This window comes from Pseudomonas maumuensis, from assembly GCF_019139675.1.
Classification (GTDB): domain Bacteria; phylum Pseudomonadota; class Gammaproteobacteria; order Pseudomonadales; family Pseudomonadaceae; genus Aquipseudomonas; species Aquipseudomonas maumuensis.
In genome coordinates this window covers 584,208-607,756 of sequence record NZ_CP077077.1, presented here as the reverse complement: position 1 = coordinate 607,756, position 23,549 = coordinate 584,208, and the positions used below count along the sequence as shown (strand labels likewise).

At 66.3% G+C, this 23,549-nt stretch carries 20 protein-coding genes and 1 riboswitch; of the genes, 10 read left to right on the top strand and 10 right to left on the bottom strand.

Annotated features, from left to right (window positions below):
- The first annotated feature begins 4 nt into the window (after window positions 1-4).
- The 4 genes from KSS90_RS02920 to KSS90_RS02905 all read left to right on the top strand — a co-directional run bounded on the left by KSS90_RS02920 (window position 5) and on the right by KSS90_RS02905 (window position 5,308).
- Window positions 5-697, top strand: coding sequence for a response regulator transcription factor (locus tag KSS90_RS02920; protein WP_217868125.1), 693 nt, complete (start codon window positions 5-7; stop codon window positions 695-697).
- On the top strand, window positions 697-2,034 hold the full coding sequence (locus KSS90_RS02915; protein WP_217868124.1) for a HAMP domain-containing sensor histidine kinase: 1,338 nt from the start codon (window positions 697-699) through the stop codon (window positions 2,032-2,034). The genes KSS90_RS02920 and KSS90_RS02915 overlap by 1 nt, the downstream gene beginning before the upstream one ends.
- An 83-nt stretch (window positions 2,035-2,117) precedes the next feature.
- On the top strand, window positions 2,118-4,343 hold the full coding sequence (locus tag KSS90_RS02910; protein WP_217868123.1) for a TonB-dependent siderophore receptor: 2,226 nt from the start codon (window positions 2,118-2,120) through the stop codon (window positions 4,341-4,343).
- Window positions 4,344-4,411: 68 nt separating this feature from the next.
- Window positions 4,412-5,308 (top strand): alpha/beta hydrolase, encoded by an 897-nt coding sequence (locus tag KSS90_RS02905; protein WP_217868122.1) that lies wholly within the window; start codon window positions 4,412-4,414, stop codon window positions 5,306-5,308.
- A gap of 26 nt (window positions 5,309-5,334) precedes the next feature.
- Here the strand turns inward: KSS90_RS02905 and KSS90_RS02900 are convergent, their stop codons facing one another.
- The 3 genes from KSS90_RS02900 to KSS90_RS02890 are packed head-to-tail and all read right to left on the bottom strand — an operon-like array spanning window position 5,335 to window position 8,550.
- On the bottom strand, window positions 5,335-6,135 hold the full coding sequence (locus KSS90_RS02900) for a nucleotidyltransferase domain-containing protein (protein WP_217868121.1): 801 nt from the start codon (window positions 6,133-6,135) through the stop codon (window positions 5,335-5,337).
- 39 nt (window positions 6,136-6,174) lie between these two features.
- The gene (locus KSS90_RS02895; protein WP_217868120.1) at window positions 6,175-7,380 is read right to left on the bottom strand and encodes an RtcB family protein; all 1,206 of its coding nucleotides are present in this window, start codon (window positions 7,378-7,380) and stop codon (window positions 6,175-6,177) included.
- A gap of 39 nt (window positions 7,381-7,419) precedes the next feature.
- Entirely contained in the window at window positions 7,420-8,550 is a 1,131-nt protein-coding gene (locus tag KSS90_RS02890; protein WP_217868119.1) for a slipin family protein, read from the bottom strand.
- Window positions 8,551-9,150: 600 nt separating this feature from the next.
- On the opposite strand from KSS90_RS02890, the gene rtcR reads away from it, so the two are divergent.
- Window positions 9,151-10,734 carry an RNA repair transcriptional activator RtcR gene (gene rtcR, locus KSS90_RS02885; protein WP_217868118.1) on the top strand — a complete coding sequence of 528 codons (1,584 nt, stop codon included), beginning with the start codon at window positions 9,151-9,153 and terminating at the stop codon, window positions 10,732-10,734.
- Window positions 10,735-10,770: 36 nt separating this feature from the next.
- A riboswitch (FMN riboswitch) is annotated at window positions 10,771-10,912 on the top strand.
- Between the two features lie 80 nt (window positions 10,913-10,992).
- Window positions 10,993-11,643: a 3,4-dihydroxy-2-butanone-4-phosphate synthase gene (gene ribB, locus KSS90_RS02880; RefSeq protein WP_038707266.1), complete on the top strand. Its 651-nt coding sequence runs from the start codon at window positions 10,993-10,995 to the stop codon at window positions 11,641-11,643.
- 51 nt (window positions 11,644-11,694) lie between these two features.
- On the opposite strand, the gene KSS90_RS02875 is transcribed toward ribB, so the two are convergent.
- Genes KSS90_RS02875 through KSS90_RS02865 form a run of 3 tightly spaced genes read right to left on the bottom strand, consistent with a single transcriptional unit; the run spans window position 11,695 to window position 15,443 of the window.
- Window positions 11,695-12,888, bottom strand: a complete 1,194-nt coding sequence (locus KSS90_RS02875) for an SGNH/GDSL hydrolase family protein (RefSeq protein ID WP_217868117.1) — start codon at window positions 12,886-12,888, stop codon at window positions 11,695-11,697.
- A gap of 1 nt (window position 12,889) precedes the next feature.
- The gene (locus KSS90_RS02870) at window positions 12,890-14,041 is read right to left on the bottom strand and encodes an SGNH/GDSL hydrolase family protein (protein ID WP_225933125.1); all 1,152 of its coding nucleotides are present in this window, start codon (window positions 14,039-14,041) and stop codon (window positions 12,890-12,892) included.
- Entirely contained in the window at window positions 14,028-15,443 is a 1,416-nt protein-coding gene (locus KSS90_RS02865) for an MBOAT family O-acyltransferase (protein WP_217868116.1), read from the bottom strand. Before KSS90_RS02865 ends, KSS90_RS02870 begins: the two co-directional genes overlap by 14 nt.
- Window positions 15,444-15,657: 214 nt before the next feature.
- Between KSS90_RS02865 and KSS90_RS02860 the strand changes: the two genes are divergently transcribed.
- From KSS90_RS02860 to KSS90_RS02845, 4 genes are all read left to right on the top strand, one after another.
- Window positions 15,658-15,900 carry an exodeoxyribonuclease VII small subunit gene (locus KSS90_RS02860; RefSeq protein WP_011531978.1) on the top strand — a complete coding sequence of 81 codons (243 nt, stop codon included), beginning with the start codon at window positions 15,658-15,660 and terminating at the stop codon, window positions 15,898-15,900.
- The gene (gene ispA / locus KSS90_RS02855) at window positions 15,897-16,784 is read left to right on the top strand and encodes a (2E,6E)-farnesyl diphosphate synthase (protein ID WP_217868115.1); all 888 of its coding nucleotides are present in this window, start codon (window positions 15,897-15,899) and stop codon (window positions 16,782-16,784) included. The genes KSS90_RS02860 and ispA overlap by 4 nt, the downstream gene beginning before the upstream one ends.
- A gap of 169 nt (window positions 16,785-16,953) precedes the next feature.
- Complete coding sequence (gene dxs / locus KSS90_RS02850) at window positions 16,954-18,849, top strand: 1-deoxy-D-xylulose-5-phosphate synthase (RefSeq protein WP_217868114.1); 1,896 nt, start codon at window positions 16,954-16,956, stop codon at window positions 18,847-18,849.
- Between the two features lie 132 nt (window positions 18,850-18,981).
- Entirely contained in the window at window positions 18,982-20,832 is a 1,851-nt protein-coding gene (locus KSS90_RS02845) for a TonB-dependent receptor domain-containing protein (RefSeq protein WP_217868113.1), read from the top strand.
- Here KSS90_RS02845 and KSS90_RS02840 read toward each other — a convergent pair.
- The 4 genes from KSS90_RS02840 to KSS90_RS02825 all read right to left on the bottom strand — a co-directional run bounded on the left by KSS90_RS02840 (window position 20,810) and on the right by KSS90_RS02825 (window position 23,533).
- Window positions 20,810-21,622 carry a cobalamin-binding protein gene (locus KSS90_RS02840; protein ID WP_217868112.1) on the bottom strand — a complete coding sequence of 271 codons (813 nt, stop codon included), beginning with the start codon at window positions 21,620-21,622 and terminating at the stop codon, window positions 20,810-20,812. The genes KSS90_RS02845 and KSS90_RS02840 overlap by 23 nt on opposite strands.
- The gene (locus KSS90_RS02835; protein ID WP_023631164.1) at window positions 21,622-22,041 is read right to left on the bottom strand and encodes a hypothetical protein; all 420 of its coding nucleotides are present in this window, start codon (window positions 22,039-22,041) and stop codon (window positions 21,622-21,624) included. The genes KSS90_RS02840 and KSS90_RS02835 overlap by 1 nt, the downstream gene beginning before the upstream one ends.
- Window positions 22,038-22,655: a GTP cyclohydrolase II gene (gene ribA / locus KSS90_RS02830; RefSeq protein WP_023631163.1), complete on the bottom strand. Its 618-nt coding sequence runs from the start codon at window positions 22,653-22,655 to the stop codon at window positions 22,038-22,040. Before ribA ends, KSS90_RS02835 begins: the two co-directional genes overlap by 4 nt.
- Window positions 22,656-22,792: 137 nt before the next feature.
- Window positions 22,793-23,533, bottom strand: coding sequence for a substrate-binding periplasmic protein (locus KSS90_RS02825; protein ID WP_217868111.1), 741 nt, complete (start codon window positions 23,531-23,533; stop codon window positions 22,793-22,795).
- Window positions 23,534-23,549 lie beyond the last annotated feature (16 nt).

Below are 23,549 nucleotides of genomic sequence, written 5' to 3'. Positions count from 1 at the left end.
CCCCGTGTCCCCCAAGCTTCTCCTTGCCGAAGACGACCCCCGCCTGCGCCAGGACCTGGAACAGCACTTCCTGCGCCGTGGCTTCCGTGTCCAGGCCTGCGAGAACGGCACCCAGGCCTTGAATGCGATACACCAGGCACACTTCGACCTGCTACTGCTGGACATCATGCTCCCGGGTGTCGACGGCCTCAGCCTGCTCGACGAACTGCGCCGGCACCAGGCCGTGCCGGTGATGCTGATGTCGGCCCTGGGTGCCGAGCAGGATCGCATCAGCGGTTTCACCCGTGGCGCCGACGACTACCTGCCCAAGCCCTTCAGCCTGGCCGAGCTGGATGCCCGGGTCGATGCCCTGCTGCGCCGGGTGGCGCTGGACCGGCGCCCAGCCGCCCCGCGCAATGCCTGCGCATTGGACTTCGACACGGCCAAGCATGATGTCGCGCACCATGGCCAGAGCGCCGGGCTGACCGGTTCCGAGTACCGCTTGCTGGCGACCTTGCAGGCCCACCCCGGCGAGGCGCTGAGCAAGGCCTTTCTCTACCAGAGCGTCCTGCACCGGGCCTACACCCGTCTCGACCGTGGCCTGGACGTGCATGTCTGCAATCTGCGCCGCAAGCTCGCCGCCATCGGTGCGGGGCACCTGGAGATCCAGGCCGTGCGCGGCCAGGGCTATATCCTGGTCGACACAGGTAGCGCCTGATGCGCCGGCATCCGCTGCTGTGGAAACTGGCGCTGCTGCAGGTGTGCTTCTGCCTGCTGCTGACCTGGCTGATCTGGACCTGGGGGCTGTCGGTCGAGCGCAGCACCTACTTCCTCGCCCCCGCCGACCGGGTGTACCTGGCAGGCTTCGCCGAACAGGCCGAGCAGGCCTGGCGCACAGACGGCGCCAACGGCGTGGAGCGCCTGCGCCGCCGGCTACAAGCCGAGGAGGACACCTGGGTCGCCATCATCGGCCCACACCTGCAGAGCCTCGGTACCACGCCGTTGAGCGCAGAGGAGGCCAGCCGCCTGACCTTCATGCGCAAGCTCGACTGGCCGATGAGCCGCCGCCTGCAGGACGAGTTGCCCTATGTGAGCATCGAGTTCCCCACCCGCCCCCAGGACGGCCGCCTGGTCATCCAGCTCCCTGAACACCTGCTGCCCACCGGGTTGACCCCCTGGACCCACGTGATCACCCACGGCGTTGCCCCCGCCCTGCTCGCCTTGCTGCTGGGCCTGGCGTTGTACCGCCATTTGGTCGTACCCCTCAACCGCCTGCGCGACCGCGCCCACGCATTGCGTGCCGACGACCTGGACGGCCCCGGCCTGCCCCTGCAGGAGCGTCGCGACGAACTGGGCGAGCTGGCCCAGGCCTTCGAGCACATGGCCGTACGCCTGCGCAGGAGCCTGGACCAGCAACGCCTGCTGCTGCGCACCCTGTCCCACGAACTGCGCACGCCGCTGGCGCGCCTGCGCATCGCCCATGACAGCGGCCTGCCCCCGGAGCAGTTGCGCCAGCGCCTGGACCGGGAAGTGACCGACATGCAGAAACTGCTGGAGGACACCCTCGACCTGGCGTGGCTGGACACCGAGCAGCCGCAACTGGCGACCGAGCCGGTGCTGGTGCTCTCGGTGTGGGAAGCGCTGGTCCAGGACAGCAGCTTCGAGAGCGGCTGGGCGAAGGACCGGCTGCCCTGCTCGCTCGGCCTCGACTGCCAGGTGCAGGCTCACCTGGACAGCCTGGCCCAGGCCTTGGAAAACCTGCTGCGCAACGCCATCCGCCATTCGCCCGCAGGTGGCCACGTCAGCCTGGAAGGCTGGCGCGAGGGCACGCATTGGCACCTGTGCCTGCGCGACCACGGGCCTGGGGTGCCGGAGGCGGAACTTGAACCGATCTTCCAGGCCTATCGCCGCCTGCCCGGCAGCGGCGCCGGTTTCGGCCTGGGCCTGGCCATCGCCCGGCGCGCCATCGAGCTACAGGGCGGACGGCTGTGGGCGAGCAATGGCTACCCTGGGTTGTGCCTGCACCTGCTACTGCCCGCGACCGAAAGTGTTTAGAAAGTTAATGCGCTTTACTCTCAAATAAGAGCTATTACCATCTGTGATCTCTTGAAATCAGCCCGCCGCGCCGGAGATCACACATGTCGCCCCGCCCGCTTTGCCTGTCGCCCTTCCTGCTGCTGTCCAGCTGCCTGCTGAGCAGCGCCGTGCATGCCGCCAACCAGCCCGCACCGATCGAGCTGGAAAGCCAGAACGTGGTGGCCACCGCGCTGGAAGAGACCAAGCAGGCGCCCGGGGTGTCGATCATCACCGCCGAGGACATCAAGAAGCGCCCACCGGCCAACGACCTGTCGCAGATCATCCGTACCATGCCGGGGGTCAACCTGACCGGCAATTCCACCAGCGGCCAACGCGGTAACAACCGCCAGATCGACATTCGCGGCATGGGCCCGGAAAACACCCTGATCCTGGTCGACGGCAAGCCAGTCAGCAGCCGCAGCTCGGTACGCTACGGCTGGCGTGGCGAGCGCGACTCGCGCGGCGACACCAACTGGGTGCCGGCCGACCAGGTCGAGCGCATCGAAGTGATCCGCGGCCCGGCTGCCGCACGTTACGGTTCCGGCGCCATGGGCGGGGTGGTCAACATCATCACCAAGCAGGCGTCCAGCGAAACCCACGGCAATGCCACGCTGTACCAGAACTTCCCGCAACATGGCGATGAAGGCGCAACCCGGCGCATGAGCTTCGGTCTCAATGGCCCGCTCACCGACAGTCTCAGCTACCGCGTCTACGGCAATGTCGCCACCACGGATTCTGACGACTGGGACATCAACCAAGGTCATGAGTCTCGACGCACCGGCAATCAGATCGGCACCCTGCCCGCCGGTCGTGAAGGTGTACGCAACAAGGACGTCAACGGCCTGCTCAGCTGGCGCCTGAATCCAGAGCAGCGGCTCGACTTCGAGGCCGGCTTCAGCCGTCAGGGCAACATCTATGCCGGCGATACCCAGAACACCAACAGCAACGCCCAGGTCAAAAGCATGATTGGTCACGAAACCAATCGCCTGTACCGAGAGCACTACGCGATCACCCATCACGGCGACTGGGACTTCGGCAGCTCGATGGCGTACCTGCAGTACGAGAAGACGCGTAACTCGCGTTTGGGCGAAGGCCTCGCAGGCGGTACCGAAGGCCAGTTCAATGGCCCTTTCGCCACCTCGACCCTGCGCGACTTGACCGCCCACGGCGAGCTCAACCTGCCGCTGCATGCCTGGCGCGACCAGACCCTGACCCTGGGCAGCGAATGGAGCCAGCAAAAGCTGGATGACCCCAGCGCCACTACCCAGAGCACCAGCGAAGGCGGCAGTGTACCCGGCCTGACCAGCAGCGGTCGCAGTACCAGCACCCAGGCGCAGATCTTCTCGCTGTTCGCCGAGGACAACATCGAACTGCTGCCCGGCACCATGCTCACCCCGGCGCTGCGCTTCGACCACCACAGCATCGTCGGCGACAACTGGAGCCCGTCGCTCAACCTGTCCCACGCGCTCACCGACACCCTGACCCTCAAGGCCGGCATCGCCCGCGCCTACAAGGCGCCGAACCTGTACCAGCTCAACCCCGACTACCTGCTCTACAGCCGTGGCCAGGGGTGCTACGGACAGACCACCAGCTGCTACCTGCAGGGCAACGAGCATCTGAAGGCCGAGACCAGCGTCAACAAGGAGCTGGGCATCGAGTTCCAGGACAACGGCTGGGTGGCGGGCCTGACCTACTTCCGCAACGACTACAAGAACAAGATCGACTCCGGCCTGAGCGGTATCGGCAAGGCATCCGGCGGCGTCGGCGGCAACGCCAACGCGACGCTCTACCAGTGGGAGAACATCCCCAAGGCACTGGTCGAAGGCCTGGAGGGCACCCTGACCATCCCGCTGAGCGAGCAGTTGAAGTGGAGCAACAACTTCACCTACATGCTGCAATCGAAGAACAAGACCACCGGCGAGACCCTGTCGGTGACCCCCGCCTACACCCTCAACTCGATGCTCGACTGGCAAACCACGGACGACCTGTCACTGCAACTGAGCGTGGCCTGGTACGGCAAGCAGACGCCGAAGAAGTATGACTACCAGGGCAAGCGCGTCACCGGCAGCGCTAACGATCAGGTGGCCCCCTACGCCCTGGTCGGCGCCAGCGGCACCTACGCCCTGACCAAGAACCTGAGCCTGACTGCCGGCATCGACAATCTGTTCGACAAACGCCTGTACCGTGCCGGCAACGCCCAGGCGGTCAACGGCATCGAAGGCGCCGGGGCGGCCACTTACAACGAACCCGGCCGAACCCTCTACACCAGCCTGACCGCCTCCTTCTGAACCCGCGCCGCCGTTGCCTCACGCGATGCGACGGCGGTGTGTCATGGACGACACCACGAGAACGCCTGATGAAGATCCCGACCCTTGTCCTGGCATTGCTGCTGACCGGCACGGCTTTGGCGCAGCCGCACCCCGAGCAGAAGATGGACACTACCCTGCTGCAACGCCATGACCTGGCCTATCGCTTCAGCCATCTCGACCTGGACTCGCGGGATGGCCAGCGCCATTACCGGCTGTGGATCGGCAAGCCTCAGCGCCCGGCACCCGCCAGCGGCTATCCGGTGCTGTGGATGCTCGATGGCAACGCCGCGATCAGCGCCTTGGCACCACAACAGTTGCAAGCACTCGCCAACGGCCAGGCGCCGCTGCTGGTCGCCATCGGCTACCAGACCGAACAACGCATCGAGCGCGCCGCACGCACCTATGACTACACGCCAGTCGTGCCTGGGCTGGCCGAGCAGCGTGATCCGCTGACAGGCCAAGCCAGTGGTGGTGTCGATGCGTTCCTCGACCTGCTGGAGCAGCGCATGCGCCCGATGGTCGCCGGCCTGGCGTCCATCGACGCCCGCCAGCAGACGCTCTGGGGTCACTCATACGGCGGGCTCGCGGTGCTTCACGCGCTGTTCACCCGCCCAGCTCTGTTCAGCCACTATGCGGCAGCCAGCCCATCGCTTTGGTGGAACGATGGCGCCATCGTCGAGGAGAGCAACGGATTGCAGGAGCGGCTGGGCACAAGCCGACCGAGTCTGTTGCTGATGCGCGGCACGGATGAGCCGGCCAATCCCCGCACGTCGTTGCCAGGGGATGCGCAACGACCTGCTCGGGAGCTTGTGGCCAGGTTGGCCGAAATGAAGGGATTGCAGGTGGCTTTCAAGCCGTTCGACGGCCTCGGCCACGGGCCGATGTTGCCGGCCTCGCTGCGGTTCGTGATGGACCGGATGTCCCGGCATGACGGGAACCTGTAGGAGCGGCGGCGTCCTCTCCTACAGAATCAGGCGTGACACTTGCGCACCGTGTCCCGCAAAAACGCATCCAACAGTTCGCTGTCACCCCGCGTCACCGGCACCTCTCCCGCCGCATCGGCCCGCGCCAGCTCGGCCTCGATGAATCCGTGCAGCACTTCGTCCCGCGGCCCATGCGCCGCCTCGCCACTGCGTCGTTTCACGGCCAGCAATGCATCGATCGCCGCCTGCAATCGCGGGTCATCGACGGTGCGTGCCATCAACTCGGCAAACGCCGTCGGCGGCATTCCCAGCCCCTGGTCGATCCAGCGCACCGCCAGCAACGGCCGCAGCACGTACAGGTACTTCTTGAAACGCACCGTCTCGCCCATCAGGTAGCCACGCAGGTTCTTGCGCGCCATCGACAAGTAGTGATGGCGCACCGCGCGCGGCGAGTAGAAGGCCTCGCCCAGTTCACGCAGGCGCGCGGTGGCCTCGGCATCGGCGCGATACACCAGCGGCGAGCCCAGCCACTCGAGCAGGCTCGGGTTGGCGCCACGCATCAGGCGCAGGGTCTTGCGCAGCTCCCAGCCGCTGATGTCCAGTTCGTCGCTCAGTGGACGCTCGATCACATCGCGAGGCTCGTCCACCCGCAGGTACCAGTCGTTGCGTGGCACGTAGACGAAGCGCACGTCGTAGTCGCTGTCCGGCGAGGCGAAGCCCCAGGCTCGGCTGCCGGACTCGCAGGCATAGAGCACGGTCACCTGGTGCTCGCGCTCGATACGTTGCAGTTCATCGAGCACCCGGGCGCGCATCGCCTCGGGCAGTGGATGGGGGTCGTCCTGATACATGTCTTCGTTCCTTGTACTGGGCGCCACCCGGCGCCCGTCTCAACCTTTCACGCACACCACCTGACGCAGGGTATGCACCACTTCGACCAACTCACGCTGGGCCTGCATCACTGCATCGATATCCTTGTAGGCCATCGGGATCTCGTCGATCACATCCTTGTCCTTGCGGCACTCCACATGGGCAGTGGCGCGCTGTTGGTCTTCGACCGTAAAGCGGCTCTTGGCCTTGGTGCGGCTCATGACCCGGCCCGCACCATGGCTGCACGAGCAGAACGATTCCTCGTTGCCCAGGCCACGCACGATGAAACTCTTGGCGCCCATGGAGCCGGGGATGATCCCCAACTGGCCCTTCTGCGCCGACACCGCGCCCTTGCGGGTCACCAGCACCTCGCGACCGAAGTGCTGCTCTTTCTGCACATAGTTATGGTGGCAGTTGACCGCCTCGAGGCTCGCCTCGAACGGTTTGCCCAGCACCTTGCGGGTGGCGGCGACCACCGCCTGCATCATCAGCTCGCGGTTGTGCCGGGCGAAGTCCTGCGCCCACTCGACCGCCTCGACGTAGTCGGCGAAGTGCCGGCTACCTTCCTCGAAGTACGCCAGGTCGCGATCTGGCAGGTTGACCATGTGCTGGCGCATATCAGCCTGGGCCAATTCGATGAACAGGTTGCCGATGGCGTTGCCGACGCCACGCGAGCCACTGTGCAGCATGAACCAGACGCGGTCGGCCTCGTCCAGGCAGACCTCGATGAAATGGTTGCCACCGCCCAGTGTCCCCAGGTGCTGACGGTTGTTGGTCTTCTCCAGCCGTGGATGCTTGTCGGTGATCGCCTTGAAGCGCCCGGCCAGGCCGCTCCAGACCTGGTCGGCCTGGTTCGGCACGTTGTCCCAGGCGCCCTGGTCGCGACGACCGAAAGTCTTGCCGTGGGGCACGGCCTTCTCGATGGCCGTGCGCAGGCCATGCAGGTTGTCGGGCAGGTCGCGGGCGTGCAGCGAGGTGCGCGCGGCGATCATGCCGCAGCCGATGTCCACGCCCACCGCCGCCGGGATGATCGCGCCCACGGTGGGGATCACGCTGCCGATGGTCGAGCCCTTGCCCAGGTGTACGTCCGGCATCACCGCCAGGTGCTTGAAGATGAACGGCATCTTCGCCGTGTTCATCAGCTGCTTGCGGGCGTCGTCCTCGACCGGCACGCCGTCGGTCCACAGTTTGATCGGCTTGCCGCCCGCCACTTCGAGTATGTTCATTGCCTTGTTCCTTGTTGCGTTACGTCGTGTCGCAAAGGGTCAACCCGCCTTGAGGCTGACCATGCCATTCAATACCTGATCCAGGCCACCGAACACCGAAATCCGGTCGATGCGCTCGGCCACCCGCTCCAGGGTTTCCAGCTCCTTCAGGCGCAGGGCCGTCGGGTTGCCTTCCATCACCTTGGCGGTGTTGAGCAGCGAGCGGGTCGCCTGGGTTTCCTCACGCCGGCGGATCACGTTGGCCTGGGCGGCCTTTTCCGCCTCCACCACCTGGGCCAGCAGGGTTTTCATCTCGCCCGGCAGGATGATGTCGCGCACCCCCAGGCTGCTCACCTCCAGGCCACTGCCTTGCAGGTGCGCCAGCAGGTGCTCGGTGACGCTACCGTCGATGGACTGCTTGTCTTCCAGCAGTTCGTCGAGGGTGCGGGTGCCCACCGCGGCACGCAAACCGAACTGCAGTTCGCGGTACAGGTGCTCCACCGGTTTGCTCATCTGCCCGTGGGCGCCGAGTACATCGGTGTAGCGCCAGTTGGCCACCAGGCTCAGGCGCAGGCTGACCTTGTCGCGGGTGAGGATCTCCTGGCCGTTGACCTCCAGCGCCTGCAGGCGGGTGTCGACCATCTCCACCGCTACCTGGCTGCCGCAGCGCCAGTAGCCATGCCGGCCCGGCTCGAGCAACCCGGCCACCACGCCGTCGATCTTCAGCACGCCGACATGGAACGCCGGCACCAGCGCCAGCAGCACCAGATCCGTGCCGGCCACGCCAGGGCGACTCAGGCGAACCACCAGTTCATCGTCCAGGCGCCGGCCCTGATTCAGGTCGATGCGCTGCAAGCCATGCTCGACCTGGCCTTTCCAGTACAGGCGGCGACTGTCCGGTGGCAGCAACTCGACCAGGCGGCCGTCCTCGAAACGCAGGCCGGCCTCGTGCTGCGCCAGGTCCATGGCTTCGAAATGCTGCTCGACCAGAGCTGGCTCCTGCCCGCGCAGGTACTGCGCCAGCGGGTGGTCGAACAGTGGGGATTGGAGGCTGAAGGTGGTCACCGCCAGCCGGTCTTTCCAGTCAAAACGCGAGTACTGGCCAGGCTCGAGAATCGACACGAAGTCGCCTTCGCTCATCAGTAGGCCACGTTCGTTCTTCTTCACCACAAAGCGTTTCAACAGTTTCATCTTGCTCATCCTTTTATCAATGTCCTTGGTTGCAGGGGTCGCCGACTCACCGAGCGCCGTGGGCGAAGCCTGGCGGAGTCCGGGGCCGGGAGCGCTTGCTCCGGCGGCCTCCATCGTTGCGCCAGGCCCGGCCGGCGGGCCGGGTGGGCCAGCGGTGGCCCAGGCGTCCTTCGCAAAAGCGGACCATCCTGGCCCTGGTTGCGTTGCCTGTGCCCCACCTGCGGGTGTTGCGGTTGTAGCTACCTTAGGAGGGTAGTGCCGGGGCTTTGCCCGGCGAGCGTCTGCGCCGGCCTTTCCAGGGGCCCAGCGCAGCAATGACCGGTCGTTGCGGCGGCGGCATGCACGACACCGACACCTGAAGGTGGGTACATGCACCGGCGGGGGGTTCCCCTTTCCCGAGGGCCTGCCTGGCGATGCGGTCGAGAGGGATATAGCGAGCGGCGTGCCAGGTTTTCACTCGCCCTTGAAAAAATCTTTTAACTAAATGATTTATAAGCATTTATTTCTTATTTCGCGGTAGCGTGTGCATTACGAAGCGTCATGCCTATTCAATTTTTCGTATATCCTGCGATACATATTTATCTTTTTGGATAATCACGGATGACCAAGTCCCTCGTCGCCATCGGTTTTCTCGGCACCACCCTCGACCGCAACGGCAAGGGTGCCGCGCGCTGGAACAAGTGGCGGCCAACCATCGGCCTGTGCCAGCAACCCGACCTGCCTCTGGACCGCCTGGAACTTATCCACGGCCCCAGCGCACGCGATCTCGGCCTGGCCGAGCGAATCCGCGCCGACATCCAGCAGGTCTCGCCCGGCACCGAGGTGCGCCTGCACCCGCTGGCGCTGCGCAACCCGTGGGATTTCGAGGAGGTCTACGGCGCCCTGCACGACTTCGCCAGCGCCTACAGCTTCGACACCGAGCACGAGGACTACCTGGTGCATATCACCACTGGCACCCACGTCGCGCAGATCTGCTGGTTCCTGCTCACCGAGGCGCGCTACCTGCCGGCGCGCCTGGTGCAGACCTCGCCCTCGCGCAAGCACGACGAAAACAGCGACCCGGCCGGCATCGCCACCCTGATCGACCTCGACCTGTCGCGCTACGACCCGATCGCCTCGCGCTTTCGCCGCGAACAGGTCGAGGGGCAGTCGCTGCTCAAGTCCGGCATCGCCACGCGCAACCCGGATTTCAACCGCACCATCGAGCAGATCGAACGGGTCGCCCTGCGCTCGAAGGCGCCGATGCTGCTGGTCGGCCCGACCGGCGCCGGCAAGTCGTTCCTCGCCCGCCGCGTCCATGAGCTCAAGCGCGGTCGTCACCAACTGGGCGGTCGCTTCATCGAGGTGAACTGCGCCACCCTGCGCGGCGACGGCGCCATGTCGACCCTATTCGGCCACGCCAAAGGCGCCTTCACCGGCGCGCAGAACGCCCGCGACGGCCTGCTGCGCGCCGCCGACGGCGGCATGCTGTTCCTCGACGAAATCGGCGAGCTGGGCGCCGACGAACAGGCCATGCTGCTCAAGGCCATCGAAGAAAAGCGCTTCTTCCCGCTGGGCGCCGACCGTGAAGTGGAAAGCGACTTCCAACTGATCGCCGGCACCCACCGCGACCTGCGCGCCAAGGTCGCCGACGGCTCGTTCCGCGAAGACCTGTTCGCCCGCATCAACCTGTGGACCTTCGCCCTGCCGGGCCTGGCCCAGCGGCGCGAGGACATCGAGCCGAACCTGGATTTCGAGCTGCAGCGCCATGCCCGCGAGCAAGGCCGCCAAGTGCGCTTCAACCTCGAAGCCAAGCGCCGCTACCTGGCCTTCGCCCACGCCAGCGAAGCACGCTGGGCCGGCAACTTCCGCGAGCTGTCGGCATCGATCACGCGCATGGCGACCCTGGCCGACAGCGGGCGCATCGACGAAGCACTGGTCGAGGAAGAGATCGAGCGGCTGCGCTATGCCTGGGGCCTGGAATCGGCAACCGAGCCGCTGCTGGACGGCCGCGAGCTGGACCTGTTCGACCAGGTACAACTGCGGGCGGTGATCGATGCGTGCCGCCGCGCCCCGAGCCTGTCCGAGGCCGGGCGCCAGCTGTTCGCGGTGTCGCGCCAGGACAAGGCCAACCCCAACGACGCCGACCGCCTGCGCAAGTACCTGGCGCGGTTCGGGCTCGACTGGCAGCAACTAAAGTCGTAGGGCTTGCCAGCAGACCGCCACCGTGGGGTATGCTTGCCCGGTCTTCAGGGCGGGGTGAAAGTCCCCACCGGCGGTAAATCGAAAGATGAGCCCGCGAGCGCCCCGGCCATGCCGGGGGTCAGCAGATCTGGTGAGATTCCAGGGCCGACGGTCATAGTCCGGATGAAAGAAGGCGTTTGGCAGGGGCCGTCCAGGCGCCCTTGCGCGCGCATTTTGTTCGCCCCGAGACGTTCATCGATCATTCACGAGGAGCGTTTCATGTCCACCCCGCTTAACAAGCAATTCCCCAACGTCAGCGCCGCCATCGCCGCCTTCCAGGCCGGGCGTCCAGTGCTGCTGCTCGACGACGACGACCGCGAGGACGAAGCCGACATCGTCGCCGCTGCCGAGAACCTTTCGCTGCAGACCATGGCCATGATGATCCGCGACTGCAGCGGCATCGTCTGCCTGTGCCTGGACGAAGCCACCGTCGACGCCCTGCAGCTGGCGCCGATGGTGCAGAACAACCAGGCCCGCCACGGCACTGGCTTCACCGTCACCATCGAAGCCGCCGAGGGCGTCAGCACCGGCGTATCGGCACAGGACCGCATCACCACCATCGAGGCCGCGCTGCGCTCCACCGCGCAGCAGCGCCATATCGTCAGCCCCGGCCATGTATTCCCGCTGCGCGCCCGTGACGGCGGCGTGCTGACCCGTCGCGGCCACACCGAAGGCTCGGTGGACCTGGCCCGCCTGGCCGGCCTGCGCCCGGCGGCGGTGCTGTGCGAACTGATGAACCCCGATGGCAGCATGGCCCGCGGCGAGCAAGTGGCGGTGTATGCGCGGCAGTACAACCTGCCGGTGCTGACCATCGAGGAGCTGGCGCGCTATCGCGAGGCGATGGTGGAACTCGAGGCCGAGCCGGCCTGATACCTGGGCAAGCCCGCTCCCGGTCACTGTGGGAGCGGGATTGCCCCGCCCTCAACGCAATCCCAACGGCCCCTTCAGAAACTCATACAAGCCCGCCGCACTCTTGCGATAGCCATCGGCTGTCAGATGGACAAGATCAGGCCGCGCCAGCCCCTGCGCCTGCCAGCCGGCGATCGAGCACGGCCCGCCCATGAACCCCTGCCAATCCCAGAACAGCGCCTTGTGCTTGCGCGCCTGCTGCTGCTGGATACGGATCACCGAGGCCAGCGGTTGCGGCTGGCGCGCCGCGCAACTGCGCGCCTTGCGCTGCTTGATCGAGTCCGGTGGGCCAACCAGCAGGATCGCCGCCTGCGGCAGGTCCTTGCGCAAGCCCGTGAGGGTCGCCTCCAACTGCGCCTGGTACAGCGCCAGGTCGAGCTTGTCGTCGAACGCCTCATTGGTGCCGTAGGCCAGGATCACCAGGTCCGGCCGCACGGCCTTGAGGCTGTCGCGCCAACCCGCCTGCCACTTGTCCACCACTTCCAGGCGCGCGCCGTTGATGCCCAGCGTCGAGTAGGTCACCCCGGCATTCTTCTGCCCCTGCAGGTACCAGCCACCCAAGGCGACGCCACGGCCACCTTCCACCGTCAGTTGCACCGGCAGGCCGACATTGGCGAACGCCGGGCTGAAGCGCCACTGGCCGTTGCTGGCCGGCAGCACCCGGCGCTGGCCGCCATTGACCAGCAGGCTGGAACTCCCGCTGGACTGGTACAGCGCCGAGACCTTGTAGCGCTGGCGGTCCTCGTCACGCGCCTGCAGCATCACGCTGGCACGGTTGGCCTGCGGCAGCGACAGGTAGCCACCCAGGGGAAACTGCTGGCTCTGCTGATTGCGCGCCGACACCAGCTCCCACTGGCGCTTCTCGCTCTTGATGATCACCCGGTCGTTGCGGATCCCCGGCACCGGCGAGGCCGGCACCAGGCCGATGCCGCCATCGCCGTAGCGCGCCTGTAGCAGCTTGCGCAGCTCGCCGCTGAACAGGTCGGCGGCGGTATGCGAGTCACCCAGCTGGACGATGCCGACCGGGGCACGCCCGGCATTGCGCAACTTGCCGGCGAGCAGGGCGACGTTGCCGTCCTGGCGAGTGACGGGCGTGGCGGTGGGCCGCGCCGCGGGCTGGGCGCTCACGCTGTTGGCGCCGGTGCTGCAACCCGGCGCGGCGCTGATCAGCAGGGCCAGGCCCAGCAGGTGATGCCATTGGCGCATCTCAATGTCCTGTTACGGTCAGACCAGGGAAGCTGATCAGCGACAACACCTGTTCGGCGATCATCTTCTGGCCTGTGATGGTGAAATGAATGCCGTCGTCGACCCGCACCTTGACCCGCTTGCCCTGCGCGGTCTGCACCGTGTAAGAGAAGCTGGCGTCGGCGTAGCCGAGGATCGGGTTGGCCGACACGTAGTGCTGGCCGTACAGCGCGGTCTGCTCCTGGTAGAGCCCGCTGAGGTAGCCCATGGCGGTGGACAGCCGCGCCTTCTCCATGTTCGGCGGCCCAACCCAGATAACCTGCACGTTGTGCGTGCGGGCCTGCTCGAGGATCGAATCGATCCGCGCGCGATAGGCCACCTCCCATTCCGGCGACTTGAAGCGCAGGAACGGCTTGCCCTTACCCTGGGGCATGTCCCACGGGTCGTTGGGGCCGAGGAACACCACCATCAAGCGCACGTTCGGTTCGTGGTCGAGGGTCTCGGCCACGGTCTTCGGCCAGTTGAAGAAGCCCGGGTAGGCAAGGCCGGTGCTCTGCTTGCTGAGGTTGACGGTGCGGATCTGGTAACGCTTGCGCAAGCTGTTGGCCAGGTGCGGGGCAACGCCCTGCATCAGCGAATCGCCGACCAGGAACACCTCGTCACCGGCAGCCAGCGAGGCCACGGTGCCCGGTTGCAGCAATGTTGGCGCAGGGTCTGCTATGGGAGTTGCCTCTGGCATTGGCGCTGCCGCGACGGGCTGAGCGACAGCGACGGGCGCGGGCACGTGAACAGGCGCGGGCGTGTGCGCCGCCCCATGCGGCAGCGGCTTGGCCAGTGCCGCCGGGGTCTGCAGGTCGACCGTGACCACCGGTATCGGCGCAGGCAGAACCTCGGGCAACGGCGCTGTGGCCACCTGCGGCGCCGGCTGCAGGCGTTCGAGCAGGTCGTCGCGGCGCGCCTCGAGCAGTGCTGTCAGTTGCGCGCCCGTGCGCCAGGCCGGCATCTGGCCCAGCAGCGGGATTTCACAGCTCTGGTGGTACCTCTGCTGGCAGTAGAGTTTGATCGAGTCCTGGTTCAGCCAGAACAACAGCGCGGTGATGACCACGATCGCATACAAGCCACGGGCGGCGCCCATCTGCACCTGGAACAGCTGTTTGCTATCAGAAGCTTGCATAGATGAACCCCGGCACGCCCGACTGCGAAGCGAAAATCACCAGCGACACGCCGACCCCGAGCGGGATCGGATACAGCTGCCACGGTAGGCGCTGGAAGGCCGCGCCGCTCTGGCGCAACAGCGCCAGCCATTGTGGGTAACTGGCCACGAACAGCACGCAGGCCAGCAGCATCAGGCCCGTGCCACTGTTCAGCCCCGCCAGGCTCAGCTGGGCGATGTCGCCGAGCATCTCCAGCGCGCCCTCCAGCGTCGGGCTGCGGAAGAAGATCCAGGCGAAGGCCACGTAGTGGAAGGTCATCAACCGCGCCAGCAAGCCCGATCCCGGCAGGCGGGAGAACCCCGGGCACCACTGGCTGAACAGCTTGGAGATGGCCAGGCCCACGCCGTGCAGCGCGCCCCAGATGATGAAGTTCACGCTCGCCCCGTGCCACAGTCCGGACACCAGCATCGCCAGCAGCATGTTCAGGTTGCCGCGCCATACGCCCTGGCGGTTGCCGCCCAGGGGGATATAGACATAGTCGCGGATGAAGCGCGACAGGCTGATATGCCAGCGCCCCCAGAATTCCTTGAGGTTGCGCGCGGCGTACGGCGCGTCGAAGTTGTCCGGCAGGCGAAACCCCAGCAACAGGGCGATGCCGGTGACCAGGTTGGTGTAGCCGCTGAAGTTGAAGTAGATCAGCAGGCTGTAGCCGTACACGCTCAGCAGCACCTGCTCGGGGGTGGCGCTGCCCGGGGTGTCGAACACCGGGTCCACCCACTCGCTGCCCAGCCAGGCACTGAGGAAGAACAGCTTGACCACCGCCATCGCGATCAGCCCCAGTGCCCGCTGTGGCTCCAGCACCTGGCGCATGGCCGGCGGACGGATCTGCGCCAGCATGTCCAGGGCGCGGTTGACCGGCCCGGCCACCAGGCTGGGGAAGAACGCCAGGTACAACGCCAGGTCCAACGGCGCGGCCGGCGCCAGCTCGCGGCGACCGATCGACACCAGGTAGCTGACCGAATGGAAGGCATAGAACGAAAGGCCGATCGGCACCAGCACTTCGAGCAACGGCAAGGTGACCTCGAACCCGGCGCGGGCCAGCACGGACTGCGCCCCTTCGACGAAGAAGGTCTGGTACTTGAACAGGTAGAAGCACCCCAGAACCAGCGTCAACAGCATCACGCGGTTGAACCAACGCCCCGGGTAGCGCCCCGCCAGCAGGCCAAGCAGGTACACCAGCGCACTGTAGCCCAGCAGGATGTACAACGACGGCAGGCCGAAGCTGGCCACCAGGCCATAGCTGGCGCCCAGTAGCAGGAGGTTCTGCAGCCGGACACTCCAGCACAGGCTCCAATAAAGAATGAAGAACAGCGTGAAACAGAGGCCGAATTCGATCGAGAGGAAGCTCACAACGTAGTCCATTACATGACGTCGGGAAGGGAAGCCGCTAGCCCGCGGGCCAGAGCGCGCGGATTATGGCAGAGGGCCGCCGCCCCCCACAATTCGATTGCTGCGCGGATTGCAAGACGGCCCGCCAGGGCAAGTGCAACAAAATGCGACTACCCCCCTGCAATTTGCTCCCCCTGCCCCGCTCTGCTAGTGTCGCGCCGTTCTGGACACCACCGAGACTGTCGCCATGGCCCGCAAAAAAGCCTCCATCGATTTCGAACAATCCCTCGCCGACCTGCAAGCCCTGGTCGAGCGCCTGGAGAACGGCGAACTGTCGCTGGAGGAGTCGCTGGCCGCCTTCGAGCAAGGCATTGCCCTGACCCGCGATTGCCAGGGCGCCCTGGCCCAGGCCGAGCAGAAGGTGCAGATCCTGCTGGAGCGTGACGGCGAGCTGGCAGCCCAGCCGTTCGATGCGGAGCCCGAGGCATGATCAGCCAATACCAGCAGAGCGCCCAGACACGAGTCGACGCCGCCCTCGAACCGCTGTTCCAGGCGCCGTCGAAGGAGTTCGAACGCCTCTACGCCGCCATGCGCTACAGCGTGATGAACGGCGGTAAGCGCGTGCGTCCGCTGCTGGCCTATGCCGCCTGCGAGGCCTTCGGCGTGCCGGCGGAGCAGGCCAACGGCGCCGCCTGCGCGGTAGAGCTGATCCACGCCTACTCGCTGGTACACGACGACCTGCCGGCCATGGACGACGACGACCTGCGCCGCGGCCAGCCGACCACCCACAAGGCCTTCGACGAAGCCTGCGCGATCCTCGCCGGCGACGGCTTGCAGAGCCTGGCCTTCAGCGCCTTGCTCGACCCGCGCCTGAGCCCACAGCCCGATGCGATCCGCCTGCAGATGGTCCAGGCCCTGGCCAAGGCAGCCGGCCCCGCGGGCATGGTCGGCGGCCAGGCCATCGACCTCGGCTCGGTGGGCCTGAAGCTCGACCAGAAAGCCCTGGAGTACATGCACCGGCACAAGACCGGCGCGCTGATCGAAGCCAGTGTGCGCCTCGGCGCCCTGGCCAGCGCACGCGCCGAGCAAGCCCAGCTCGATTCTCTGCAGACTTATGCACAGGCCATCGGCCTGGCGTTCCAGGTGCAGGACGACATCCTCGACGTGGAGAGCGACACCGCCACCCTGGGCAAGCGCCAGGGCGCCGATATCGCCCGCGACAAGCCGACCTACCCGGCGCTGCTCGGGCTGGAGGCGGCCAAGGCCTATGCCCTGGAGCTGCGCGACCAGGCGCTGGCCGCGCTGGCAGGCTTTGGCGACAACGCCGAGCCTCTGCGGGCGCTGGCCCGCTACATCGTCGAGCGCCGCCACTGATCAGCGCCGCTGCCGACATACCAGCGCTCACGGACAACGCGATACCTGTGGGAGCCGGCTTGTCGGCGATGGGGTGCGCAGCAGCCCCCGCTCAACACCCGACTGAATGGGCAGCTTTTCCTACAATGGGGTAAACTGCCGCGTCTTCACACCTATAACGACTCGCCTGATGCCCACGACGTTTCAAGAGATCCCCCGCGAACGCCCGGTCACGCCGCTGCTGGACCGCGCCGACACGCCCGCCGGCCTGCGCCGGCTGGCCGAAGCCGACCTGGAGACCCTGGCCGACGAGCTGCGCCAGGACCTGCTCTATACCGTTGGGCAGACCGGTGGGCATTTTGGTGCGGGCCTGGGCGTCATCGAGCTGACGATCGCCCTGCACTACGTCTTCGACACCCCGGATGACCGGCTGGTGTGGGACGTCGGCCACCAGGCCTACCCACACAAGATCCTCACCGGCCGGCGCGAGCGCATGCTCAGCCTGCGCCAGAAAGACGGCATCGCCGCCTTCCCGCGCCGCAGCGAGAGCGAGTACGACACCTTCGGCGTCGGCCACTCCAGCACCTCGATCAGCGCCGCGCTGGGCATGGCCATCGCCGCCCGTCTGCAGAACGACCCGCGCAAGTCGATCGCGGTGATCGGCGACGGCGCGCTGACCGCCGGCATGGCCTTCGAGGCGCTGAACCACGCCCAGGAAGTCAACGCCGACATGTTGGTGATCCTCAACGACAACGACATGTCGATTTCGCGCAATGTCGGCGGCCTGTCCAACTACCTGGCCAAGATCCTCTCCAGCCGCACCTACGCGAGCATGCGCGAAGGCAGCAAGAAAGTGCTGTCGCGCCTGCCCGGTGCCTGGGAAATCGCCCGCCGCACCGAAGAGTACGCCAAGGGCATGCTGGTGCCGGGCACGCTGTTCGAGGAGCTGGGCTGGAACTACATCGGCCCGATCGACGGCCACGACCTGCCGACCCTGATCGCCACCCTGCGCAACATGCGCGACCTCAAGGGCCCGCAGTTCCTCCACGTGGTGACCAAGAAGGGCAAGGGCTTCGCCCCGGCCGAGGTCGACCCGATCGGCTACCACGCGATCACCAAGCTGGAGCCGGCCGACAAGCCGGTCGCGCCGAAGAAGGTCAGCGGCCCGAAATACGCCTCGGTGTTCGGCCAGTGGCTGTGCGACATGGCCGCCGCCGACAATCGCCTGGTGGGCATCACCCCGGCGATGAAGGAAGGCTCGGACCTGATCGACTTCAGCGAACGCTACCCGGAGCGCTACTTCGACGTCGCCATCGCCGAGCAACACGCGGTCACCCTGGCCGCGGGCATGGCCTGCGAGGGTGCCAAGCCGGTGGTGGCGATCTACTCGACCTTCCTGCAGCGCGCCTATGACCAGCTGATCCACGACGTGGCGGTGCAGGACCTCGATGTGCTGTTCGCCATCGACCGCGCCGGCCTGGTCGGCGAGGACGGCCCGACCCACGCCGGTGCCTACGACCTGTCCTACCTGCGCTGCATCCCCGGCATGCTGGTGATGACCCCGAGCGACGAGAACGAGCTGCGCAAGATGCTCAGCACCGGCCACCACTACAAGGGCCCGGCCGCCGTGCGCTATCCACGTGGCACCGGCCCCAACGCGCCGATCAGCGGCGACCTGGAGCCGCTGGAAATCGGCAAGGGCGTGGTCCGCCGCCAGGGTGGCAAGGTCGCCCTGCTGGTGTTCGGCGTACAGCTGGCCGAGGCCCTGCAGGTGGCCGAGCAGATCGATGCCACCGTGGTCGACATGCGTTTCGTCAAGCCACTGGACGAGGCGCTGGTGCTGGAAATGGCCGCCAGCCATGAGCTGCTGGTGACGATCGAAGAGAACGCCATCATGGGCGGCGCTGGCGCGGCGGTGGGCGAGTTCCTGGCCCGCGAAGCGGTGGTCAAGCCGCTGCTGCACCTGGGGCTGCCGGATATCTATGTCGAGCATGCCAAGCCTGCGCAGATGCTGGCGGAATGTGGACTGGATGCCGCTGGCATCGAAGCATCGGTGAAGGCCCGCATGGCCAAGCTCGGCCTGTAATCCCTGGGGCCGCTTTGCAGCCCATCGCCGCGGTTCGTCGCCACGACAAGCCGGCTCCCACAGGTATCGCAGTCTCTTGTGGGAGCCGGCTTGTCGTGGCGACGAACCGCGGCGATTGCGTTGGAACTACCCATGAAATTCCCAAGCCTCACTACCCTGCTCTGCCTCCCCTTGCCGCTACTGGCCGCCGAACGCGACGACGCCCTCAAGCTCCCCGACGTACTGATCAGCGCCAGCCGCCAGGTCGAGTCGCGTACCGCCACCAGCGCCGCCAACACAGTGTTCACCCGTGCCGACATCGACCGCCTGCAACCCAGCAGCGTCACCGACCTGCTCGCCCGCGTGCCCGGCGTGCAGGTCGCGCCCACCGGCGGTCGCGGTAGCCTACCGGGCATCTTCGTGCGCGGCACCAAGGCCGCCCAGACCTTGGTGCTGGTCGACGGCGTGCGCATCGCCAACGCCACTTCCGGCGACAGCGCCCTGCAGTTCCTCGACATCGACCAGATCGAACGGGTGGAAGTGCTGCGCGGATCGCGCTCGGCGGTATACGGCAGCGACGCCATCGGCGGGGTGATCCAGATCTTCACCCGGCGTGGCGAGGGCCAGGGCCTGCAACCGCGCCTGCGCCTGGCGGCCGGCAGCAACCAGACCTGGCAGCGCAGCCTGGGCCTGTCCGGTGGCGATGGCGCGACCCGCTTCAACCTCGGCGCCAGCCTGGACGAGACGGTCGGCATCGATTCGACCGGGCCGTCGTATGCCAGCGATGGCGACCATGACGCCTATCGCAACCGCTCGCTGAACCTGAGCTTGAGCCACAGCTTCAACGAGCGCTTCGAAGCGGGCCTGAACCTGCTCGACAGCCGTGGGCGTCGTGAGTTCGACGAACCTCGTGGTAGCAGCCCGCAAGTGCCCTACTCGAACTTCGCCGTCAGCAGCCTGGGCAGTTACTTCGATGCCCAACTTACCGATCTGTGGCACTCCCGACTGGAGATAGCCCACAGCGAGAACCGCGACGACAGCCGCGACAAGCTCACGCACCAAAGCTCGCCGTTCAACACTTACCGCGATCAAGTCACCTGGCAGAACGATCTGACCATCGATGCCGACAACAGCGTGTTGTTGGGTGGCGAGTGGTATGAGGACCGGGTGCATTCGAGTACCGATTTCAACGAGGACAGCCGCTGGAACCGCGCGGTGTTCGCCCAGCATCGCTTCCACGGCGAGCGCTTTTCGACCGAACTGGGCGTGCGCCACGACGAGAACCAGCAGTTCGGCGGCCAGACCACCTGGAGCGGCAGCCTGACCCTGCCATTGAACGCCCGTAATGACTTGCTGTTTTCCTACAGCGAGGGGTTCCGCGCCCCCACGTTCAACGACCTGTACTACCCGGGCTTCAGCAACCCCGATCTCAAGCCAGAGCACTCGAAATCCTATGAGGTGCAATGGCGCAGTCAACTGACCGACAGCAGCCGCCTGGAAACCTCGCTTTATCGCACCGACTTGCGAGACGCCATCAGCTACGACGCAGATGCCAACACCATGGGCAACGTTGCCCAAGCCCGTATCAACGGCTTCGAGATGGCGCTGGACCAGCAATGGGGGGCCTGGACCTCGACATTGGGCCTGGCATTGATCGACCCGCGTGACCGAAAGAGTGGCCACACGCTGTCCCGGCGCGCGCGGCGTACGCTGAGCCTGGATGTCGACCGTCAATTCGACAGCTTCAATGTTGGCGCCAGCTGGCAGGCCGTCAGCGGCAGCTACAACGACGAAACCAACAACGCCCCCATCGGCGGTTACGGGCTGCTGGGCATTCGCGGCGGCTGGGCTGCCACTCGCGAGCTGAAGCTCGACTTGAAGCTCGACAACCTGCTGGACAAGCGTTACAGCCGTAACCTCTACAACTACCAAGGCAATGACTACGGTTACCGCGAAGAGGGCCGCACCTGGCTGTTGAGCCTTACCTGGACACCGGCGCTCTAGCATCGAGCAACGCACACAGCCGAGCAGTGGCCTCGATCATCTGCCCGCTGGGGCGCTCCAGGCCTTTGTCCGGCACCACCAGCAAGCGCTCGCCCTTCACAGCGCTCAACCGCGGCCAGTTGCGCCAACTGGCCAGTTGCGCCTCATCGCCCGCCAGGATCACCTCGGGGTCGCGCAGCAGCACAGACTCCACGCTGACCTGCGGGGCGGGCTGGGCCAGGTCGTCGAACACATTGCGCGCCCCGCACACGCGCAAGGCGTCGCTGACCACTTGGCGGCCACCCAAGGTGTACAGCGGCTTGTCCCAGACCTGGTAGAACACCCGCAGCGGCGCCTCACGCCGGTAGCGGTCGCGCAGCCCCTGCAGCCGCTCACGCAGGCTGGCGGCATAGGCGCGGCCTTGCTGGTCACGGCCAATACGCTGGGCGATGGCTTCGATCTGGTCGATCAACTGGTCGAGGTTGCCGGGCTCGCCGCTGAATGTGGCGATGCCCAGGCGCCTGAGCTGGTCGCGCTGGGCTGGCGGTACGCTGCCGGGCCACAGCAGCAAGAGGTCGGGCTTGAGGCTTAACAGACGCTCCATGTCGAGCTGGCCATGGCGGCCGACGGAGGGCAACCGGGCCAGCGCCGGCGGACGCTCGCCACCATCGAGCACACCGACCAGCAACTCGCCGGCGTCCAGCTCCAGAACGATCTCGGTCATCGATGGCGCCAGGCTGACCACCCGCGGCGCAGCCTCGGCCAAGGCGCCGAGGCACAGTAGCGAAAACCCGGCGAGCAGCGCCCGCATCAGCCGAGCTGGCGAGGAATGCGATAGAGGTACAGCAGCACCACGGTGGACAGGGCAAGGAGAATCTGCGGCACTGCCTCCAGCCCGACCAGCACCGACAGCGCGGCAACCCAGGCCGGGAAGCAGGCGAACAGCATGGCCAGGCGGCGCACCCGCGCCAACTCGATCCAGGCGGCCGGCTCTTCGGCGCTGCCCAGCGCCTTGTCGGTGGCGATCAACGCCCGCTTGTACGCACTGAAGCGCGGCAGGCTGAGGAACATGCTGGCGGCACCGGCGATGAACAGCGGCATGGCCAGCACCGGAATCAGCGCCTCGCCGCCACCGAAGGCCCAGGCCATCACCGGCAGTGGCAGCAACCCCACGGCCAGGTACTGCCACCAGGCCAGCGCCAGCCGCCGCTTCACCTCTGTGCGCGTCACGCCTGGGGAACCTCGCCCTGGTGCTTGTTGCCCATCATGTGGCCGAGTTTGTCGGCCTTGGTGGCCAGGTATAGGCGGTTGTGCGGGTTATGGCCAGTGTGCAGCGGCACCCGCTCGGCGACCTTGATGCTCATGTCGGTCAGCGCCTTGACCTTGCGCGGATTGTTGGTCATCAAACGCAGCGACTTCACGCCCAGGTGCTCGAGCATCGGCAGGCACATGGCATAGTCACGCTGGTCGGCGGCGAAGCCCAGGCGCTCGTTGGCCTCGACGGTATCGGCACCGCCATCCTGCAGCTCGTAGGCGCGGATCTTGTTCAGCAGGCCGATGCCGCGGCCTTCCTGGCGCAGGTACAGCAGCACGCCACGGCCTTCACGGGCGATGGCCTGCAATGCGGCCTCCAGCTGCGAGCCGCAGTCGCAACGCTGGCTGAACAGCGCATCGCCAGTCAGGCATTCGGAGTGCAGACGCCCTAGCACCGGCTCGCCGTCGGCGATATCACCCAGGCTGAGCACCACGTGCTCGCGGCCAGTGGCTTCGTCGAGGAAGCCATGCATGGTGAAGGTCGCAAAGGGAGTCGGGAGTTTCGAGGCGGCAACAAAGACGACGGGCACGTTGTGCTCCTGGCAGTAGGATTTTTCAGATCGGCCGATTGTATCAGCAGCCCGGCGCAGGTGCGCAGGATGAATATCGTGGCTTAAGATCGAAAAGTTCGATGCATATGGCCTCCCCAGCGCAGGCCGAACACCCCTCACGGGTGCGGCTGGCTGTCCGCTGTGAACGGATAGGGCTGCTTCCAACGCTCGAATATCGGCTTCAGTTCACCGCTGCGCACCAACTGCGCCATGCGCCGATCGAACAGGTCACGCAAGGCTTCGCCCTGCGCACTGCGGGTGAACGCCAGATAAAGCGGTAGCTCGGCGACATGGGTGCTGCGAAAACGCTGGGGCTCGGGCGCCTGACCAAGCACGTACTCGACCTCGGTCTGCGCGTCGATGTAGAAGTCTACCCGGTCATGCTCGAGCATCGGCAGGATGCCTTCGCGGCGCTGGACCTCGCGGAAGTTGCGCACGTTGGGCAAATAGCTGGAGTAGTCATAGCCTCGCACCCAGGCCAGGCGATACTGGCCAACGGTCTCCAGCGTGGGCTGCGGCTTGCCGGCCAGGCCCAGGGCGTAGATATGGTCCATGTCGAAATGCCAGCGCGGGTACAGGTTGTCGTCGTTCTCTTCCCTGTAGGAGCCGACCCAGGCGTCCGCCTCGCCCCGCTTCACCAGACCGACCGCACGACTGTACGGCGCACTCTGTACCTTGACCTTGACGCCGGCTGGCTCGAACACCTTGCGCAGCACGTCCCAGGCCAGCCCGGTACCGTCGGCATTGGTGTAGTCGAGCCATTCCTCGCTGACCAGGCGCACCTGCTGCTCCTGCGCCATGGCGCCGGGCACCGCGACAAGCAGCATCAATGCCAGCAACACATTCCTCAAGGACATCGCAACGCTCCCTGTA